The 17,560-nt window shown below is 68.3% G+C and carries 21 protein-coding genes and 2 pseudogenes; 12 read left to right on the forward strand and 11 right to left on the reverse strand.

From position 1 onward, the window contains the following. The first annotated feature begins 6 nt into the window (after positions 1 to 6). Both FHR32_RS38285 and FHR32_RS38290 read left to right on the forward strand, forming a co-directional pair. A complete protein-coding gene (locus FHR32_RS38285) occupies positions 7 to 159 on the forward strand; it encodes a hypothetical protein (protein WP_184759344.1) in 153 nt (50 codons plus the stop codon). 65 nt (positions 160 to 224) lie between these two features. Next, positions 225 to 983 (forward strand): endonuclease/exonuclease/phosphatase family protein, encoded by a 759-nt coding sequence (locus FHR32_RS38290; RefSeq protein ID WP_184759345.1) that lies wholly within the window; start codon positions 225 to 227, stop codon positions 981 to 983. Positions 984 to 1,754: 771 nt separating this feature from the next. On the opposite strand, the gene FHR32_RS38295 is transcribed toward FHR32_RS38290, so the two are convergent. The 4 genes from FHR32_RS38295 to FHR32_RS38310 all read right to left on the reverse strand — a co-directional run bounded on the left by FHR32_RS38295 (position 1,755) and on the right by FHR32_RS38310 (position 5,963). Beyond that, positions 1,755 to 2,063 carry a hypothetical protein gene (locus FHR32_RS38295; RefSeq protein WP_184759346.1) on the reverse strand — a complete coding sequence of 103 codons (309 nt, stop codon included), beginning with the start codon at positions 2,061 to 2,063 and terminating at the stop codon, positions 1,755 to 1,757. Positions 2,064 to 2,199: 136 nt separating this feature from the next. Further along, entirely contained in the window at positions 2,200 to 4,419 is a 2,220-nt protein-coding gene (recD2, locus tag FHR32_RS38300) for an SF1B family DNA helicase RecD2 (protein WP_184759347.1), read from the reverse strand. A gap of 83 nt (positions 4,420 to 4,502) precedes the next feature. After that, complete coding sequence (locus FHR32_RS38305; RefSeq protein ID WP_184759348.1) at positions 4,503 to 5,177, reverse strand: hypothetical protein; 675 nt, start codon at positions 5,175 to 5,177, stop codon at positions 4,503 to 4,505. A 315-nt stretch (positions 5,178 to 5,492) separates the two neighbouring features. After that, positions 5,493 to 5,963: a MarR family winged helix-turn-helix transcriptional regulator gene (locus tag FHR32_RS38310; RefSeq protein ID WP_184759349.1), complete on the reverse strand. Its 471-nt coding sequence runs from the start codon at positions 5,961 to 5,963 to the stop codon at positions 5,493 to 5,495. Positions 5,964 to 6,035: 72 nt separating this feature from the next. Here FHR32_RS38310 and FHR32_RS46400 point away from each other — a divergent pair, with 72 nt between their 5' ends. From FHR32_RS46400 to FHR32_RS38320, 3 genes are all read left to right on the forward strand, one after another. Continuing rightward, the gene (locus FHR32_RS46400; RefSeq protein WP_281391183.1) at positions 6,036 to 6,167 is read left to right on the forward strand and encodes a hypothetical protein; all 132 of its coding nucleotides are present in this window, start codon (positions 6,036 to 6,038) and stop codon (positions 6,165 to 6,167) included. A gap of 104 nt (positions 6,168 to 6,271) precedes the next feature. Further along, the gene (locus FHR32_RS38315) at positions 6,272 to 6,523 is read left to right on the forward strand and encodes an FAD-dependent oxidoreductase (RefSeq protein WP_184759350.1); all 252 of its coding nucleotides are present in this window, start codon (positions 6,272 to 6,274) and stop codon (positions 6,521 to 6,523) included. Then, a complete protein-coding gene (locus FHR32_RS38320; RefSeq protein WP_184759351.1) occupies positions 6,474 to 6,788 on the forward strand; it encodes a hypothetical protein in 315 nt (104 codons plus the stop codon). Before FHR32_RS38315 ends, FHR32_RS38320 begins: the two co-directional genes overlap by 50 nt. Positions 6,789 to 6,866: 78 nt before the next feature. Here FHR32_RS38320 and FHR32_RS43645 read toward each other — a convergent pair whose 3' ends face one another. The 3 genes from FHR32_RS43645 to FHR32_RS38335 all read right to left on the reverse strand — a co-directional run bounded on the left by FHR32_RS43645 (position 6,867) and on the right by FHR32_RS38335 (position 8,280). Continuing rightward, positions 6,867 to 7,097: a hypothetical protein gene (locus FHR32_RS43645; protein ID WP_221466785.1), complete on the reverse strand. Its 231-nt coding sequence runs from the start codon at positions 7,095 to 7,097 to the stop codon at positions 6,867 to 6,869. Between the two features lie 104 nt (positions 7,098 to 7,201). Next, the gene (locus FHR32_RS38330; RefSeq protein WP_184759352.1) at positions 7,202 to 7,900 is read right to left on the reverse strand and encodes a class I SAM-dependent methyltransferase; all 699 of its coding nucleotides are present in this window, start codon (positions 7,898 to 7,900) and stop codon (positions 7,202 to 7,204) included. Between the two features lie 2 nt (positions 7,901 to 7,902). Further along, positions 7,903 to 8,280 carry a helix-turn-helix domain-containing protein gene (locus FHR32_RS38335; protein WP_184759353.1) on the reverse strand — a complete coding sequence of 126 codons (378 nt, stop codon included), beginning with the start codon at positions 8,278 to 8,280 and terminating at the stop codon, positions 7,903 to 7,905. Positions 8,281 to 8,405: 125 nt separating this feature from the next. On the opposite strand from FHR32_RS38335, the gene FHR32_RS38340 reads away from it, so the two are divergent. Then, on the forward strand, positions 8,406 to 9,335 hold the full coding sequence (locus FHR32_RS38340) for an alpha/beta fold hydrolase (protein ID WP_184759354.1): 930 nt from the start codon (positions 8,406 to 8,408) through the stop codon (positions 9,333 to 9,335). A 96-nt stretch (positions 9,336 to 9,431) separates the two neighbouring features. On the opposite strand, the pseudogene FHR32_RS38345 reads toward FHR32_RS38340, so the two are convergent. Continuing rightward, positions 9,432 to 9,695, reverse strand: a pseudogene (locus FHR32_RS38345) (hypothetical protein); the annotation flags it as partial. Between the two features lie 126 nt (positions 9,696 to 9,821). Then, positions 9,822 to 10,766 (reverse strand): RNA polymerase sigma factor SigJ, encoded by a 945-nt coding sequence (gene sigJ / locus FHR32_RS38350; protein WP_184759356.1) that lies wholly within the window; start codon positions 10,764 to 10,766, stop codon positions 9,822 to 9,824. A gap of 390 nt (positions 10,767 to 11,156) precedes the next feature. Between sigJ and FHR32_RS38355 the strand changes: the two genes are divergently transcribed. Continuing rightward, on the forward strand, positions 11,157 to 11,300 hold the full coding sequence (locus FHR32_RS38355) for a hypothetical protein (RefSeq protein ID WP_184759357.1): 144 nt from the start codon (positions 11,157 to 11,159) through the stop codon (positions 11,298 to 11,300). Positions 11,301 to 11,366: 66 nt separating this feature from the next. On the opposite strand, the gene FHR32_RS38360 is transcribed toward FHR32_RS38355, so the two are convergent. Beyond that, on the reverse strand, positions 11,367 to 11,858 hold the full coding sequence (locus tag FHR32_RS38360) for an RICIN domain-containing protein (protein ID WP_184759358.1): 492 nt from the start codon (positions 11,856 to 11,858) through the stop codon (positions 11,367 to 11,369). A 140-nt stretch (positions 11,859 to 11,998) separates the two neighbouring features. Next, complete coding sequence (locus FHR32_RS38365; protein ID WP_221466786.1) at positions 11,999 to 12,418, reverse strand: integrase core domain-containing protein; 420 nt, start codon at positions 12,416 to 12,418, stop codon at positions 11,999 to 12,001. Positions 12,419 to 12,587: 169 nt separating this feature from the next. Here FHR32_RS38365 and FHR32_RS47560 point away from each other — a divergent pair. The 5 genes and pseudogenes from FHR32_RS47560 to FHR32_RS38390 form a co-directional block, all read left to right on the forward strand. Next, a pseudogene (locus tag FHR32_RS47560) lies at positions 12,588 to 12,728 on the forward strand (transposase family protein); the annotation flags it as partial. A 606-nt stretch (positions 12,729 to 13,334) separates the two neighbouring features. Further along, positions 13,335 to 14,759, forward strand: coding sequence for a group II intron reverse transcriptase/maturase (ltrA, locus tag FHR32_RS38375; protein WP_184759234.1), 1,425 nt, complete (start codon positions 13,335 to 13,337; stop codon positions 14,757 to 14,759). A 142-nt stretch (positions 14,760 to 14,901) separates the two neighbouring features. After that, positions 14,902 to 15,711, forward strand: coding sequence for a hypothetical protein (locus FHR32_RS38380; protein ID WP_184759360.1), 810 nt, complete (start codon positions 14,902 to 14,904; stop codon positions 15,709 to 15,711). 320 nt (positions 15,712 to 16,031) lie between these two features. Beyond that, a complete protein-coding gene (locus tag FHR32_RS38385) occupies positions 16,032 to 16,712 on the forward strand; it encodes a TetR/AcrR family transcriptional regulator (protein ID WP_184759361.1) in 681 nt (226 codons plus the stop codon). Further along, positions 16,709 to 17,464: an SDR family NAD(P)-dependent oxidoreductase gene (locus tag FHR32_RS38390; protein WP_184759362.1), complete on the forward strand. Its 756-nt coding sequence runs from the start codon at positions 16,709 to 16,711 to the stop codon at positions 17,462 to 17,464. The genes FHR32_RS38385 and FHR32_RS38390 overlap by 4 nt, the downstream gene beginning before the upstream one ends. Positions 17,465 to 17,560 lie beyond the last annotated feature (96 nt).

Raw genomic sequence — 17,560 nt, forward strand, 5'->3', positions numbered from 1 at the left:
AGACTTGTGGATCAAGATGTTTTAGGCGGCTACGGGTGCTTCCTCGCCAGCCGGTGTCTGCTCGGAGCGTTCGACGAGCTTGCCCTTGAGGGAGGTCGCCCTGACGCGGACCAGGGTGACGAGGACGAGGAGCCCTACCAAGCCCTCGACGGCTACTGAGACCTATCCGGGCGGTCACGATATCCGTAAGATCTCTGGGCATGCGTGTGACAAGAGTGATTTATATGGTTACAGCGGTCGTGCTCGCCGTCGCCTCCGCCAGCCCCGCCACTGCCCAGGCCGCGACGCAGCTCGTCGTCCTCGACTGGAACATCCGCGGCGAGAGCGCCGACATGAAGGCCATCGCCAAGGTGATCCGCGACAGCGGCGCCAACATCGTCACACTCCAGGAGATCCACCGCAGGCCGAACGCCGACCAGGTGAAACAACTGGCCGATGAGCTCGGCTGGGACATCACCGCCAACGCCCACTTCGGCGCGGGCGACAACGTCGGCCCCTGCGACGACCCGCAACCCGGCAAGGCGGGCAACGCGATCCTGTCCTCGTTCACGATCGTCGAACGCGTGACGCTCCCGCTCACCAACTTCACCACCTGCCCTGTCAACCGCTCCATGGCCGGGGCGAAGCTCGCCCTCGGCGGCACTTCGACGATCACGGTGTTCAGCACCCACCTGTCCCCCGGCTTGTCGCAGACCTCGGTCAGCCGCCGTGAGGCTCAGGCCGCAAAGGTGCTGGACTACTTCGGCTCCAGATCCCAGCTGATCCTCACCGGCGACTTCAACGCCGAGCCCACGGACGCGTTGTCGAAGCGGTTCGTGAGCGCGGGCTGGGTGGACACCGGCGCCAAGTACGCGAACAAGCCCACCCACGGTAACGCCCGCATCGACTACATCTACACGAGGGGAGTCACCACCACCAGCGGCTCCGTACTGTCGACCACCCTGTCCGACCACAGGCCGATCATCATGAGGATGACCCGCTGAGTTCGCTCGAGAGCGGTTGACGAGATCCCGTCCGATCACTCACAGCTACTTTGCCCCTGGTGACGCCGACCCGAGTGGAGGGCCCTGCAGCGGGGTCGTGACGTCGGGGGCGGAGTGGACATGCACCATGGGGCGACGGCCGATCCCCTGGAAAGCGAATACCGACAGCCCAGTACAGGACAGCGATGCCTGTGGCGAGCAGCTGCCCGCCGGCCGGGCTGGCGCTGTAGACCATCGCGACCGTACCGGCCCCGTACAGCACCCAGGCCAGCCGCGCCCCCCAGGACTTCGTGGGATCGTCGTCGAACCGGTTGTCGGCCCACGTCTGGAGTTGTTCGTACTGGTCGACGATCCAGTCAGCTACTTCCGCCAGCATGCGGGTCTCCTCGGGGGCAGGGCACCACAGCCTTCGCTCTTCCCCCGCTTCCGTGATCCTCACCCGGCGTTGGCTGCACCTGGCCTCAGCCGGACATGTCTATCGCCACCCATAAGGCGACAAGCAAGAGGAATAAATACGACTTCCACGTCACACCCAGCGCCGCACCGACATCGGGCCGTTCTAAGCGTAGGTGGTACGGAACTGAGGCTTGCTTCCCAGGGGCGAGGCGACGCTTGCCCCTGGGAAGGGGTGCTGGGACTATTTCCGCAGGATTGAACGCTAAGCCCGACCGGCGCGTCCCGAGCTGTGGGAAGTCGGCATCCAAGCCTCGGAAAAGCCCTCTTGATCGGCGTCTCTCGCGTTGCAGAACGTCGTCGTGAAGCGCTCGAACGTCATCGCCGCACCGCCTGGACCACCCCGGCCGCCAGCGCCAGCGCGACCTCCTCCTGCGGGCGTGCCGACGCCTGCCGGAACGCCTCCTTGCGCAAGGCCCGCGTGTCCAGTCCGGCCAGTATCCGCACCGCCGCGGCCCGGCGCTCGGCGTGCGCGGGACCGTCGGTGAAGCGGCCGACCGCGCCGCGTAGCCAGGCCACGGTCAGGGTGAAGGGCGGGCGGGGCGCCGAGATGACGGTGAGGCGCGGATCGGCCGGCAGCGCGTGGACCTCGTGGTGGCGGCTGACGACCGGCGGTGGTGGAGTCATGTCCGCCACGCCAGAGGCGGGACGTTTGGGTGCTCGGCGAAACGTGCTGCGGGCTGTGAACGCGCTGCGGGAGCGCACCGGGTTGGACGGCGGCCCGTCCCGGGGCGCCGTGGGACTCCCAGGGGTCGCGGCGGGCTTATGGGGAGCGCAGCCGGTGGGTGAGGCTGGTGTGGCGCCGCCCGGCGCCGCGGGTGCGCACCGCCTGGGCCAGCGCCCGGCGTGAGCCGACGATGACGACGAGCCCCTTGGCGCGGGTGATCGCGGTGTAGAGGAGGTTGCGCTGCAGCATCATCCACGCGCTGGTGGCCAGCGGGATGACGACGGCCGGGTACTCGCTGCCCTGGGAGCGGTGGATGGACACCGCGTAGGCGTGGGCCAGTTCGTCCAGTTCGTCGAAGGCGTACTCGACGTTTTCGTCCTCATCCGTCAGCACGGTCAGCTTGTGGTCGTCGGGTTTGATGTCGACCACCACGCCCACGGTCCCGTTGAACACCCCGGCCGCACCCTTGTCGTAGTTGTTGCGCAGCTGGGTGACCTTGTCGCCGACCCGGAAGGTCCGGCCGCCGTAGCGGCGCTCGGGCATGCCCTCCCGCGTGGGGGTCAGCGCCTCCTGCAGCGTGGTGTTGAGGTTGCCGGCCCCCGCCGCGCCCCGGTGCATCGGCGCGAGCACCTGCACGTCGCGGCGCGGGTTGAGGCCGAACTTGCGCGGGATCCGGTTGGCCACCACGTCCACGGTCAGTGCCGCGATCTCTTCGGGCTCCTCGCAGGGGAACAGGAAGAAGTCGTTCATGCCCTCGAGCGCCGGCATCAGGCCGGTGTTGACCCGGTGGGCGTTGGTGACCACGCCCGACTCCTGTGCCTGGCGGAAGATGTGGGTCAGCCGCACCCGGGGGATCTCCTCCTCGGCGGCCAGCAGATCCCGCAGCACCTCTCCCGCGCCGACCGACGGCAGTTGGTCGACGTCGCCCACGAACAGCAGGTGCGTGCCCGGTGCGATGGCCTTGACCAGTTTGTTGGCCAGCAGCAGGTCCAGCATTGAGGCCTCGTCGACCACCACCAGGTCGGCGTCCAGGGGATTGTCGCGGTCGAAGGTTGCATCCCCGCCGGGGCGTAGCTGCAGCAGCCGGTGCACGGTGGTCGCCTCGTGGCCGGTCAGCTCCGCGAGCCTTTTGGCCGCCCGGCCGGTGGGAGCAGCCAAGATCACCTTGGCTTTCTTGGCGCGTGCCAGGGTGACGATGGAGCGGACGGTGAAGCTCTTGCCGCAGCCGGGGCCGCCGGTCAGCACCGCGACCTTCTCACACAGTGCCAGCTGTACGGCGTGGGCCTGTTCGGGGGCGAGTTCGGCGCTGGTCTGCCGGTGGAGCCAGGTCAGGGCGGTGTCCCAGTCGACGGAGGTGAAGGCGCCCAGCCGGTCGTGGCCGGAGGCCAGCAGGGCGCGTAGTGAGCCCGCCAGCGACAGTTCGGCGCGGTGGAAGGGGACCAGGTAGACCGCCGGGACGGTGTTCTCTCCGGTGGGGACCTCCTCGCGGACCACGCCCTCCTCCGCGACGAGCTCTTCCAGGCACTGGACGGTCAGCTCGGCCGGCACCTGGAGGATCTTCACCGCGTCGCCGACGAGGTTGGGCGAGGGAAGGTAGCAGTGGCCGTCGTCGGCGGCCTGCGACAGGGTGTAGCGCAGGCCCGCCTTGACGCGCTCGGGGCTGTCGTGCGGGATGCCCACGGCCTGGGCGATGGTGTCGGCGGTCTTGAAGCCGATGCCCCACACGTCGTCGGCCAGCCGGTAGGGCTCGCTTTTGACGACCGTGATGGAGGCGTCGCCGTACTGTTTGAAGATCCGCACCGCGATCGAGGTGGACACGCCGACCCCTTGCAGGAAGATCATCACCTCTTTGATGATCTTCTGTTCCTCCCAGGCGATGCCGATCATCTTGGTCCGTTTGGGGCCGAGCCCGGCGACCTCCACCAGCCGTTCGGGGGTGGTCTCGATGATCTGGAGGGTGTCGGCGCCGAAGTGGTCGACGATCCGCTCGGCCATTTTCGGCCCGATGCCCTTGATCAGCCCCGAGCCGAGGTAGCGCTGGATGCCCTGGACGGTGGCCGGTAGCACGGTGGCGTACGACCACACCTCGAACTGCTTGCCGTACCTCGGATGCGAGGTCCACCGTCCCCTCAGGCGCAGCGACTCGCCGGGCTGGGCGCCCAGCAGCGGCCCGACCACGGTCAGCAGGTCGTTGCCGGAGCGTTCGGTGGCGACCCTGGCGATGGTGTAGCCGGTCTCCTCGTTGGCGTAGGTGATGCGTTCGAGTACGGCCTCCAGCACGGTGCCGGGGGGATGCTCTGCCGCAGGGGTGGTCATTGGAGTATTGTGCCGCAGCGCGGCGCCGCCTTCTCGCGGTCTCCCCCGGTTTGCCCGCCGATCGCCCGCGAGGTCTTCAGAGGTCACGGCAGGCGGGTGGTCTCGCCGATCTGGTCGAACAGCCGCTGCTTGCCGTCCTGGTCGGTGCTGAGGGTGAGGGTGCAGGTCTTTCCCGGGGCGGGCAGGTAGAACTGGGTGCCCTTGATCTGCAGGCCGCCGGCGGGGAAGCTGTAGACCAGCCGGGCCGCCTTGATGCCGCTGATCTGCGGGGTGGAGGTCTGGGTGACCTTGGCGTTGAGCTGCTCCAGTTCCTTGCCGGCCGCGCTGATCAGCTCCTGGGCGGAGGTGGTGGCGCTGGGCTGGCAGTAGCCGTTGAGGTTGGTGGTGAATTTGCTCGGTGAGGTCTGCCGGGAGCCGGGGTCGAAGGCCCAGACGGCCTTGTTGATCACCAGCGGCTGCAGACTCTGCCTGGCCTGTTCCAGCGCCCGCCCCGTCAGGCCGCTGCGTTTCAGGCCCCCTTCGAGGTCGTCCCTGGTCAGGTCGAGTGCGATCCAGGATCGGGGAAGTGCGACGGTGAGCCCGTTGGCGGGGCCGCCGATCCGCTTGAAGCCCTCAGGGGTGGCGTCGTCTCGGCCGGTGGCCGTCTTCGGGCTCACGGTGGGGGCGTTGGCCAGGTCGGCGGGGTCGCCTGCGCAGGAGGCGGTCAGGGCCAACGCCACGACGCCTGTGCTCGTCACGATGGGGTAGCGCTTACGCACCGGACTGCCCTCCTTGTGGGTCTCACCGAGGCCCGACGCCGGGTGATGGTGGAATAGCCGGATGAATCGCCGCGAGGGGGTTTCCCTTCCGGGAAATCGCTGTCCTGCGCGCCGTTCATGGCAGACCACCCATGACCAACGGTGCTTTTTCAGCCCGGTTGCAGCGAGGAGAGACCGTCGCCGGTCAGCGGAACGGCATGCCGGTTGAGCGCTGGTGCTCCTGTTTTCGCAGGTTAAGCGGTAAGTGCCGGGCAGGCTGGTTTCTGCCGCGGTGTGTCGCCGGAGATTGTCGCCGAAAGGCGGCCCGCCGCCCGGCTACGGTGTGGCGGTCAGCGGCCGGGCGTCGGCGGGCAGATGCTGCAGGGCGTCGACCAGCGGTGCCAGCTCCGGGGTCCGACCGGCCTCGGCCAGTGTCCTCGCCAGGACCTCGTCGTGGGTGGGACGGGCCTGCGTCAGCAGCGTCCACCCCTGGTCGGTCAGCTCGGTGTAGATGCCGCGCCGGTCCTCCTGGCACAGGAACCGGCTGAGCAGCTTGCGGTCTTCGAGGCGGCTGACCAGCCGGGTGGTGGCGCTGCCCGACAGCGCCGCGGCCCGGGCCAGCTGCTGCATGCGCATGTGCCAGCCGTCCTGGCGCGACAGCGCGTCCAAGACGGTGTATTCGACCACCGACAGGTCGTGGCCGGCCTGCAGCGCCTTCTCCAGCGCGGAGTCGATCAGCCCGTGCATGGCGGCCAGCGTCCGCCATCCCTGCGCGCGGACCTGTACCGCGTCGTCTGCGATCCCCACGGCCGGCTCCTCTCGTGTCCTCGCCATTCTACTCGCGTTGTGAAATAAAGCGCGCGTGCAAGAACATGCCGGGTGTTCGGTCCGGTACGGCGTGCGGCGGCGACGGCGGGTTCACGCGGTTTCGCCGAGCAGGCGTTGGAGGGCGCGTGCGCGGGCGGGGTGCGGAAGAAGAAGGGGTGGCGCTCCTCCGGCCGGAAGGTGTGAGGAAGAATCCTTCTGGTGAATCCCCGCCGGCGCTCCTGTCACGGAACCGCGGCGACCTGCGGCGTACCGGTTTCAACGGCGCCTGGGGTGGGAGGTTCATCGGCGTGGACGACATGTGGGATGTGGTGATCATCGGGGGTGGTCCGGCGGGTTGCGCGGCTGCCCTGCGCGCCAGGCAGCTCCGGCCGCGCGCGCGGATCCTGGCCACCGCCGCCCGGCCCAACCACGTCGTGCCCCGCAGGGTGTTCGACGCCCGCCTCGTCGACGCCGCCCGCGCCCGCCGACGACGACGTCCAGTTCGTCGCCATGCAGAAGGGCGGCTGGCCCGCGTACGTGTGGTCGTTCCCGATCGGTGACGGCACCGCCAACGTCGGCTTCGGCATGCTGCTGTCCCGGCTGCGCGCCACCGGTCTGCCCGGCCGGCAGGTGCTCCACGGCCGGCTCGCCGAACTGCTCCCCCAGGTGAACGTCCGTGACCTGCGCGCCCACCGTCTGCCCCTGTCTCCCGGCCGGCCGACGCCCGGCGCAAGGAGGTGTTCGACCTGCTGGTGGATGTGGGTCTGGGCGCGGGCACGGTGCCGCTGCCGCTGGCGTGTGCCGTGGCCGGCCGCTGGCTGCTGAACGGGCTTCGCGTCGGTGCCCGCGTCGGGTGAGGGCCGCGGGCTCGTGCGGGTGCGGTCCTTTGCCGTTGTGCGGCGTTCACTCCCGGGCGTCCTGTGACGTCCGGCTCACCGCGACGGCCACCGGTGAGCGCGCCGCTCCGGCCGCGCCCGCGAAGTTCCCGGCGACGCCCGCGACGCCGTAGGCGAGCAGCAGCGCGCCGATCAGCCCGGCGTCCGCGCCGGAGATCTCCTCCAGTGCCGGCCGTACGTAGGTGAAGGTGGCTGCGGCTACGGCACCGACAGCCGCCCAGCCGCGCCGTGGGGACACTCCCGGTTCTTCCCGGGGGGAGCGGATCGGTGCTGCACTTCGCGCTGTCTGTGTCACAGGACCAGGTAAACCGGTGTGCCGTACCGGGAACAACGGCCGGTCTCTCAGCCCTCACGGGGGTGCGGCACCGCGCGCACCCATTCGGGGTTCCCGTCCAGGTATCCGGACATCGTCAGGCCCGCCTGGTTGAGCTCACGCTGAAGGAAGTCGTCGTCGAGGCGTCTGCTGAGGAAGAAGTGGGTCCAGCGCCGGTCGCCGAGCGTGTACTCCATGGTGGCGGCCAGAAGGCCGGGGCCCGGCCGGCTGATCTCCGTCATGCGGACGGTACGGCCGTCGGCGGCGACGGTTTCCGAGGGCTGGACGGTGTCGTACCACTCGGGGGCCTTGCGCTGCAGGATCACGCATCCGTCCTCGGCGACATGGTCACGGCAGGCGCGCAGGAACCCCCGGCGCAGTCCGTCGTCGGCCGTTTCGATCACGAACGACATGAGCAGGACGACGTCGAACGTCCTGTGCAGCGTCAGGGACTGGATGGGCGAGCAGACGGTCTCGGCCCCCTTGATGTGGGCGAGCATCTCGGGCGACTCGTCCACGGCGACGACCTCGTGGCCGAAGGACAGGAGGCTGTGGGTGATCCGGCCCGCACCCGCCCCGAGCTCCAGGATGGATGCCCCCTGGGGGATCGCCGCATGGACGAGCTCGGGCTCACCGTTGGGCTTCAGCATGGCGTAGTGGTCGACCGCGCATCCGTCCGGAGTGATCGTTCCTGGGCCGGTGCCGTGATACAGCTTCCGTGAAGTCATGATCACCATTGTGCGTCAGGGCTGCCGCGGGTGCGCGCCGAAGCCGTCCTGCGGGATCGGCGTCGTCGGCTACGGCCGGTGGCGGACCTGCTTTCCCGGTGCTTGCGGGGGCGGTTCCTCGATCGGGAACAGGATCGGGCTGAGGAGGTGCTGCGTGCGAGCAGCCGGTACCGGCGTTCCACGGCGCCGCGCACCCGCTGCTCGCCGTCCACCGCCAGGATGCCCGCGTCGGCGAGCAGGCCGACGTGCCGGTACATGGTGGCCTTCGTGACCTCGGGCATCCGGGCGCACAGCTGGGAGGTCGTGAGGATCCGCCCGCCGGACATGGCGTGCACGATGCGCAGCCGGACCGGATGCGCGAATAGTTCCAGCGTGTCCACTACATGGTCTCATATGCGATACCGTTCGCAAATAAGATACTGTTTTCAAACTTGCGAACGTAAGACTGTGCGCCGGGCGTGCGCCGAGCCCCTGCGGCATGCCCCCCGACCCCGAAGGAGCAGCGATGCGGCACCAACCACCTGAGGACCGTCCTGAGCCGACGACCGCCGCGCCGCCGCTGGGTCGTCTCTGGGAGGTAGGGGAACGGCGGTTGCTGCTCCACCGCTCGGGCGCTGGAGGCCCCAGCGTGGTCTTCCTGCCCGGGGCCGGACTGGTCGGCCTGGACTTCCTGAATGTCCACGACCGCGCCGCCGAGTTCACCACGAGCGTGCTCTACGACCGTGCCGGAACAGGCTGGAGCGACCGGGTCGACCTGCCCCGCACCCCCGCCGAGGTCGCCGGCGAGCTCCGCGGCCTCCTGCGCGCCGCCGCCGTGCCCGCCCCCTACCTGCTGGCCGGTCACTCCCTGGGCGCCTTCTACGCGCGCCGCTATGCGCAGCGCTTCCCCGAGGAGGTGGCCGGCCTTCTTCTGCTTGACCCCGGTCACGAGGACATCCTCTCCTACATGCCGCAGCAGGCCGCCGAGGTCGCCGAGCAGATGAAGCCGGACCCGGCGCGGATGCCGGAGCTGACAGCCGAGCAGATCCAGGCCGCCCGTGCGGCGTTCGCGCGGATATACGCACGATGGCCGGACTCGGTCCGCGAGGCGCTCATCGAACACAACCTCACATCGTGGCGGACCAGCATGCGGGAGACGGAGAACTTCGAGACCGAGGTCTACGACGAGCTCCGCCGTGGAGGAGGGCTACCCGACGTCCCGTTGATCGTGCTCACCGCCGGGGGCGGCAACCCCTACTGGGCGCGGTTCATGTCCGAAGATCTCATGCGCGAGGCGCACGACGGTGTGCGTGCCCTGCACGCGGCGATCGCTGAATCCGTTCCGCGGGGTGAGCAGCGCCTGGTCGAGGGCGCCTCTCACCAATACCTCCACGTGGAGCAGCCGGAGGTCGTACTCCAGGCGATCCGCGATCTTCTGGGCAGAATGGACAGGTGACGGCAGGAGTCCTGCGACTTCAACGGTGACGCACGCGCCGAGCCCGCCGGTCAGCACCGCTGCCCGCTGCTGCGCAGCAGGTCGGCGCCCAGCGCGTCAAGCCGCTCGCCGGTGCCCCGCTCCCGCCGGCCACAAGTACGGCCGAAGCGGCGCGAACTCTGCTTTCGGCCGATGGCGGCACCGGCCCGGGCTCGCAGGATGAGCCCATGTCATCGGCGATGAACTCGACCAGTTCGTCGATGGACCGCCCGGCAGCGGGCGCGTCCAGGTCGGGTTGCGGGCGTGTTCCAGCGCGGCCATCAGGAGGTCCTCTTTGGACCGCCAGCGCCGGTAGACGGTCAGTTTCGCCACACCGGCACGCTGGGCGACGGCTACGGGCCAGCGGGCGCCGCTCGCCCTCGTAGGTGTCGAGGAGTCGCTGGTCGGCGCTGCCGCGGGCCACCAGCATCAGTGGGTTGCTTCGACGGCTGCGCGTCTGGGTTCGTCCTAGGGCTGCGGCCCCACCGTCCAAGACCGGAGCTTCTCGGGGTTGTGTACCGCCCAGATGTGCTTGATCCGGTCGCCTACGACGTCGAACGCCATCACCACCACGATGACGCCGTCTCGCTGAGCCACCAGACCGGGCTGACCGTTGACCGTACGCTCCAGGATCACCAGGTCGGGCACCCTGCCGGCGAAATCGACGGCGTAGCGCGCGATCCGCTCGCCGCCTTCGACCGGGCGGAGCACGGCGCTGGCGAGGCCGCCGCCGTCGGCGATCGTCGTGGCGTCGGGGTCGAGGAGGCCGATGAGGGCGTCGATGTCCTTGGCTTCCCATGCCTGCTTGAAGGCTCTGACGATGTCGGCGCGCTGGGCTGCCGATGTCGCGGGAGCCTGCGAGGCGCGGATGCGACGGCGGGCCGAGGAGGCCAGCTGGCGACAGGCCGCCGGCGTACGGCCGACGATCTCGGCCACTTCGGCGAAGGAGTAGCGGAAGACATCGTGCAGGATGAACGCGACGCGCTCGGCCGGGGTCATCGATTCGAGCACGACGAGGAAGGCCATGTTGACCGACTCGTCGAGGGTGACCCGGTCGGCCGGGTCGACCGTGGCGCCGCCCGGCCGCCCGCTGATCCACTCCGTACGGTCGGGCAGCGGCTCGGGGATCCATTCGCCCACGTAACGCTCCCGCCGTGCCCGTGCCGAGCCGAGCAGGTCGAGGCAGATGCGACTGGCGACCCTCGTCAGCCAGCCACCAGGGGATTCGATGCCTTCCTGCTGCTGTCGGGACATGGCGTACCAGCGGGCGTAGGTCTCCTGTACGACATCCTCGGCATCGGCCAGGGAGCCCAGCAGCCGGTAGGCGAGATTGATCAGCTGACGCCGCTCGCTCATGATCGCGCTCAGGCCCGGATCGAGCCGGCCGTCTCCTGGCCCGGATGGGGCGGTCATGGTGTCGCCGGCTCCCTATGTCGCATCTGCCCTCACCCAGTTCGACGAGACATCGCGTCGAACTGTGAGGTCGGCGAATCGCCTCACATTCCCAGCGGTTGTGTCGTCGTACTACTGAGACATCATCCAGCACGCAGGAAAGCTGGGCGACCCGGCCGGTATGCGGATCGCCGTCGAGAACCCGCGCCGGAACGCGTGATCGTCCCCGCGGCCGGCCACTTCGTGATGGAGGACCAACCCCACCAGGTCGCAAGCCTCCTCCACGACTTCCTGCGGAAGGACCATCGGCCGTGACGAGGAAAGGGGGCCTGGCAGCCGCGGAATCCCATACCGCTTCCGACCCGTCGGAGCAGTGAAACACCGCTGAGATTTAGAAGGGAAGACCTCGCTATGTCCACGCCCACGACGACCAAGCAGGACAACCTCCAGTCGCGTCTGCCCGGCCCCACCCAGTTCTTCCCCGAGTTGGCAGCAATCTCCGGAGCCATGTCCAAGGCCACCCGGAACGGTAATGCGCGGAACGCGGCCAGGTGATCTGATCTCCGTCGCCGTTGGTGGCGACAGAGATCAGATCAGATCAGATCAGGTCTGGGCTGGCGTTCAGGCCCAGCGGAAGGACTGGTTCCAGCCCCCGTGGCAGGCCCAGATCTGCAGCGGCGTGCCGTTCTCGGACCTCTTCTCCCTCGCGTCCAGGCATTTGTTGTTCAAGCGGCTCCGAAGGGTCTTGTAGCCGTCGTACTTCGACGAGGACCAGTACCACTGCTGGTTGGCGTTGCCGGTGCACCCCCACATCTGAACGGCCGCACGGTTCTTGGAATTGAAGTCCCGCACGTCGAGGCACTTTCCGTTGAGCGAGTTACGGATGGTGCCGTCCTTGCGCATGGTCCAGAGCTGGTTGGCGTTCTGGTTGCACCTCCACAGTTGGACGATCACCCCGTTCTTGGGGCTGAAGTCCTTGACGTCGAGGCACTGCTCTGCCGTCGCTACCTGGATCCGCTGACCGCCGGTCGCCGCGGCGGGCCCGGCAGTGAGGACCATCCCCGAAGCGATGACAGCGAGCATGGAAGTCGTCTTCAGCCATGCACTACTCATGATGTCCACTCCGATGCTTCAAGTGATTGTCGGTGGCCCCGAATGGGGCTGGTTGATCTGAGGCAGGCGCGCCTCAATTTGTTGCGTCTGTGACGTATGTGTCGCTATTTGGTGATCAATCCGTTGTCAAACATCAATCCTTAACGGGCCGTCCGGCGAATGAGCGGCTCGGCCAGGCAAGGAGGTGTGGGTGCCGAATACCGTGTCACCTGATGCGACCTGCGTGTACTCGCGGATGAGGCCGCCGAGTCGATCTTGCAGTAGGACACGAACGTTGCCCGTGGAGCCAGGTCGTCTCCCCTGTCCGGAGGCGTCTGGGCCAGGCCGTGGTGCGGCCGGTGCGTGTTGTAGTGATCGACGAATTCGATGAGGACTCGCTGTAGATGGCGGTGTCCGGCGATGAGCAGTCGGTCGGTGCATTCGCGCCGGACACTGCCGACCCCATGCTCGGCTATCGCGTTGGCCCACGGCGCCCGCACCGGCGTGCTGATGACCCGGACACCGGCCGAGGCGAACACCGCATCGAACGCCGCCGTGAACCTGGCGTCCCGATTTCGCACTTCGCCCAGGTCAGTGGCTTCAAGATCAACCCATGGCCGGTTTTGGCCGTATTCGGGACCTTGCCGGCTAACTCGCGACACGCGGGCAACGGTTCGTGATCTGGACTGTTGTGTCCAGGATCATGCGGTGCGCGGCCGTAACTCGCTCCCTACATTTGCTGACGCGCAGTTCGCGGGCGCGTTCGGAGCCGAGGGTAAGCCTGGCTGGTCTCCGGGCCGGCTGGCGTTGATCACCGTGCTGCAGCGGGTGGAGAACCTGACCGACCGCCAGGCCGCCGAGGCCGTCCGCGCCGACCTGTCCTGGAAGTACGCGTTCGTGCGCCACGAGGCGCCACCGTTCCGGATGGGGGTGGAAGACCCCCGTCTCCGGATTGTCGCAGCAGTTCGGTGAAGCTGAGGGCAGCTCGATCGTGGAGACGCACGGGAGAGTGGCAAGCGGCCCTGACAACGACGGGACGCACCGGGACTGCCAGACGGTGCGGGTCCGGCAAGCGAGATGAGATGCCGTACGCGAGGAACCAGCGTCTGAAGCTCCGTAACATTTCCACCGGCTCGAATCTGGCGGATCTGGGCCGGGATGCAGTGCACGCCGCCGGAAGCTCGGCGGCGACTTCGAAGCCGGTTAAGTGCGACGGTGAGGAGGCCACGCCGAAGGTCTGCGGCGTAGGTGTGGCGATGCTGCCGGGGTACAGCTGGGCGGCGTGCTCGTCGACCGGGTGGTGGTGAACGTGGGAAGCGGTCTGGTGCCGCCCACCCTGTCCGGCGGCCAGCCGGATGGAGGGCAGGCACGTCGTCGGCTGACGGCATCAGGCCGTGGCGGAGTCCTCGTAGTAGTCCGAGCGCGCGAAAGGCGCGTACACGGCGAAGGGGGACAGCAGATCAGCAGCCGAAGAACTGGAAGGCCGGGAGGTCGCCGGTGAATACCGACGAACTGGAGTACGCCTTACTCAAGGCGGAGCGCCGGGTACTGGAGATCCAGACCAAGCTGCACCGTTGGGCCCGCAAGGTCCCTCAACGCAGGTTCGATGACCTGTTCAACCTCGTCGCCGATCCCGCGTTCTTGCTGATGGCGTGGACGCGGGTGCGGGGTAACAAGGGAGCCAGGACCGCCGGGGTAGACGGTGAGACCGCCTACTACGTGGAAACGGTGCGGGGCGTCGAGGTTTTCCTCGGTGAACTGCGGTCGCAGATCAAGGACCGTAGTTTCCGCCCGTTGCCGGTCCGGGAGCGGATGATCCCCAAGGCGAATGGCAAGTTGCGTCGCCTGGGGATCGCCACGATCCGTGACCGGGTGGTGCAGGCATCTCTGAAGCTGGTGCTGGAGCCGATCTTTGAGGCGGATTTCCTGCCGTGCTCCTACGGGTTCCGCCCCAACCGTCGGGTTCATGACGCAATAGCCGAGGTGCACCTCCTGGCCTCCCACTCCTATGAGTGGATCGTGGAGGGCGACATCACGGCCTGTTTCGACGAGATCTCACATTCGGCCCTATTGGACCGGGTGCGCGCTCGCGTCGGTGACAGACGCGTCTTGACCTTGGTGAAGGCGTTCCTCAAGGCTGGGATCCTCGGGGAGGATCGGGAGCTGCGAGAGAACAACACCGGCACCCCGCAAGGATCGATCTTGTCCCCGTTGCTCAGCAATGTGGCCCTGTCGGTGCTGGACGAACACATCGCCCGAGCACCAGGAGGACCAGCGAGCACCGCGTGGCAGCGTCGCAAACGCCGACGAGCCGGGCAGCCGAACTATCGGCTGATACGTTTCGCCGACGATTGGTGCCTGATGATCTCGGGCACGCGTGACGACGCCGAGGTGCTGCGGGAGGAGATCGCCGGGGTCTTGGCCCCGATGGGTTTGCGCCTGTCGTCGGACAAGACCCTGATCACCCATATCGACGTGGGCCTCGATTTTCTCGGGTGGCGCATCCAGCGTCATCGCAAGCGAGGCACTGATCGGTACTACGTCTACACCTATCCCTCTCGCAAGGCCGTCAAGGCCGTGATGGGCAAGGTGCGGGCGCAGTGCCGCAAAACAGGCACCGGAGTGCCACTGGATGCCCTGCTCATCTCGCTGAACAGGATGCTGCGGGGCTGGTGCGCCTTCTTCCGGCCCGGCGTCTCCAGCGCCACCTTCCAGTACTTGAGCTCCTACGTCTGGGGCCAGGTCATCAGGTGGTTACGCCGGAAACACCGCCGGATCACCTGGAAGGAGCTGCGCCGCCGCTATTGTGCAGGCCGGTGGTGGCCGGTCGGCGAGGAACGGGAGCTGTTCAACCCGGCGAAGGTGAGCACCACGCGCTACCGCTACCGAGGTTCCGCCATCCCTTCCCCCTGGCCGGCCTGAGATGAAGACAACGCGCAGCACAGCGGGGTCTGTGGAGCGCCCGGTGCCTTGAGAGGGGCACGCCGGGTGCGGGAAGCGGTCCGGGGAAACGGCCCGACTGAAAAGTCGGGACCGCGCCCCGGGCCGACTTCACGGTCTGGAGTTGGACGATCCCGGGTTCGACGCCGGCGTGCTCAGCGAGTTCCGGTCCCGCGTGGTGGCCCATGGGCTGGAGGAACTGGCTTTGGACCTGCTGGTGAGCGCGCTCATCGACAAGGGCATGCTCAAGGCGGGCGGCAAGCAGCGCACCGACTCCACCCATGTGATCAGCGCGGTGCGGGATCCGAACCGGCTGGAGCTGGCCGGAGAGTGCGTGCGGGCGGCGCTGGAGGCGCTGTCGGCCGCCGCACCGCACTGGGTGCAGCAGGTGTTTGACCTGCCCGGATGGGCTGAGCGCTACCGGTCTCGGATTGATTCGTGGCGGTTGCCGACCTCCGAGACCAAGCGCGAGGACCTGGCCCGCGCCTATGGTAGCGACGGGTACGTGCTGGTCGCGGCGGTCTACGCGCCGTTTTCCCCGGCCTGGCTGCGGCAGTTGCCCGCCGTTGACACGCTGCGGGTCATGCTGATCCAGAACTATGTGCGGACCACCGACAAGACCGGGCGGGAGGTGGTCAAGCGGCGGCGGCCCCTCGAAGACGGCGGAGAGGGACTGCCGCCGGGCAGATGGCGTCTGACCTCCCCGTATGACACCGATGCCCGCTGGGCGGCCAAACGTGGCGACCACGGACGCCGCCGTGCCCGACGTGGCGATGACCGAGAAGGTCCATCAGGGGCTGCAACAACGCGGGCTGCTGCCGCGCGAGCATTATGTCGACTCCGGCTACGACGTCGTAGAGGTCGATCACCGGCTGGTGGCGGGCGAGGTAGGCTGCGGTCTCCTTCACGATCTGGGCCTTGTCGGCGCCGGTGATGTTCAACTCGTCGGGTACGGTCGTGCCGGCCTGGAACCGGACCTCGGCTTCCTCGGCACCGGGATGAGTGGTCGTTGAGGTGTGCGCCGGCCTGCGAGCCGGCTCGGCCGGTAGCCGCAGGACACGCGGATGGCGTCGATCACCATCGTCGGCACACCCGCGTGATCTGCTCCGGCTGGCGCGTGGAGAAACCACGCGTCCACGCCGCGCACGTCCTCTTCCTCCACGCCGGCCAAGATCACGGTATTCGGTCACGTAGCCCCACATGCCCGGAAGGCGCGCCTTGACAGCGTAGGGGTGGGGAGCCACCATGGGAATCATGGAAACTAAATCAGTTTCTAAAGTTTCCGAGGGTGACGGGCAGCGTGCTGACGTGATCGTGGAGGCGGCCGGCCGGCTGTTCTTCGCGCCGGGGTTCGCGCGGGTGAGCATGGACGATCTCGCTCGTGAGCTCGGGATGAGCAAGAAGACGATCTACCGTCATTTCCCGGACAGGCGCAGCCTGCTGGCCGCGGCGCTGGATCGGCAGTTCGCGGCGGTGGAGCGCACGCTGGTGGCGGCGGCCGAGGACGCAGAAGGGCAGCCGTTCGGTGTGCGGGTACAGCGGTTCCTGATCGCGGCAGGCAGTGAGCTCGGGCGGATCGGCGCGGCTCAGCTCGCGACGGGGCGGGGCGGGGCGATGCTGCGCCAGTACGTGGAGCAGCGTGTGGACGCGGTGGTCTACCGGCGGCTCGACGAGCTGTTCCGGGACGGGCACCGGCGGGGACTGCTGCCGGCGCCGCCTGAGCTGCTGAGTGAGATCACCCGCGGCGCGTTGGAGCGGCTGCTCACCTCGCAGTTGCCGCGCGAACTCGACTGGACCTCGGCCGATCTGCTGCGGGCGACCGTCGACACCGTGCTCTACGGGGCGATCCGCTCAGCACACCCCGGCATCGACGATGAACAACTCCGGGCGGTCATGCCGACGGCCCGCGATGATGAGCAGGAGGTGGGCCCGTGACTGGGGCAACCGGCAGGGTGGCATTGGTGACAGGGGCCAGCAGCGGAATCGGTGCGGCCACCGCGCGCCTTCTGGCCGCGCGAGGGATGCGCGTGGTGGTCAACTACCTCCGCAGCGGCACGGCAGCCGAGGAGGTCGTGGCCGGCATCGAGGCCGCAGGCGGCCAGGCCATGGCCGTGCAGGCCGACGTGCGCGAGGCAGCGGCGGTCGAGAGCATGATCGAGCAGGTCCAGGCGGCATGGGGCGGCATCGATGTGCTCGTGCACAACGCGCTCATCCCGTATGTGATCAAGCCGTTCCAGGACATGACGTGGGAAGAACTGGGCGGCAAACTCGACGACGAGATGCGTGCGGCGTTCGCGGTCGCCAAAGCCGTCCTGCCCGCCATGACCGAACAGGGCCGGGGACGCATCATCTATCTCGGTACCGGCCTCAGCCGCCGGCCCCGGGAGGGCATGATCGCACTGGGCACGGCCAAGGCCGCACTGGCGCAGTTCGCCCGGTACCTCGCCCAGGAACTGGGCCCGCGGGGCATCACGGTCAACGTCGTCGAGCCCGGCCCGGTGGAGGACACCCGCATGGCGGATGTGTTCGACGAGGAGCACAAGCAGCGGCAGGTGGCCGCTACCCCCCTGGGTCGCCTGGCACACCCGGGCGACGTCGCCCAAGCGGTCGCCTTCTACGCCAGCGAGGACAACGCCTTCATGACCGGCACCACGGCCGCGGTCAACGGCGGGATGTCCCTGTACTGACGCCCCGCTGTCCTCCGCACACGGGGCCATGCCGTCCCGGTCCGGCCGACGGCCGGACCGCATCCGGCACACCGTCACCTCAGCACCATGGGCCGC

The sequence above is a fragment of the Streptosporangium album genome, from assembly GCF_014203795.1.
GTDB classification, from domain to species: domain Bacteria; phylum Actinomycetota; class Actinomycetes; order Streptosporangiales; family Streptosporangiaceae; genus Streptosporangium; species Streptosporangium album.

What these genes read in the sequence shown, in the direction of transcription:
- recD2 (WP_184759347.1), bottom strand. Translation starts at nt 4,419, where the DNA reads ATGACCACCCCTGCGGCAGAGCATCCCCCCGGCACCGTGCTGGAGGCC.
- FHR32_RS38385 (WP_184759361.1), top strand. Translation starts at nt 16,032, where the DNA reads ATGGAAACTAAATCAGTTTCTAAAGTTTCCGAGGGTGACGGGCAGCGT.
- FHR32_RS38330 (WP_184759352.1), bottom strand. Translation starts at nt 7,900, where the DNA reads ATGACTTCACGGAAGCTGTATCACGGCACCGGCCCAGGAACGATCACT.
- FHR32_RS38355 (WP_184759357.1), top strand. Translation starts at nt 11,157, where the DNA reads ATGTCCACGCCCACGACGACCAAGCAGGACAACCTCCAGTCGCGTCTG.
- FHR32_RS38340 (WP_184759354.1), top strand. Translation starts at nt 8,406, where the DNA reads ATGCGGCACCAACCACCTGAGGACCGTCCTGAGCCGACGACCGCCGCG.
- sigJ (WP_184759356.1), bottom strand. Translation starts at nt 10,766, where the DNA reads ATGACCGCCCCATCCGGGCCAGGAGACGGCCGGCTCGATCCGGGCCTG.
- FHR32_RS38290 (WP_184759345.1), top strand. Translation starts at nt 225, where the DNA reads ATGGTTACAGCGGTCGTGCTCGCCGTCGCCTCCGCCAGCCCCGCCACT.
- FHR32_RS38360 (WP_184759358.1), bottom strand. Translation starts at nt 11,858, where the DNA reads ATGAGTAGTGCATGGCTGAAGACGACTTCCATGCTCGCTGTCATCGCT.
- FHR32_RS38320 (WP_184759351.1), top strand. Translation starts at nt 6,474, where the DNA reads ATGCAGAAGGGCGGCTGGCCCGCGTACGTGTGGTCGTTCCCGATCGGT.
- FHR32_RS38295 (WP_184759346.1), bottom strand. Translation starts at nt 2,063, where the DNA reads ATGACTCCACCACCGCCGGTCGTCAGCCGCCACCACGAGGTCCACGCG.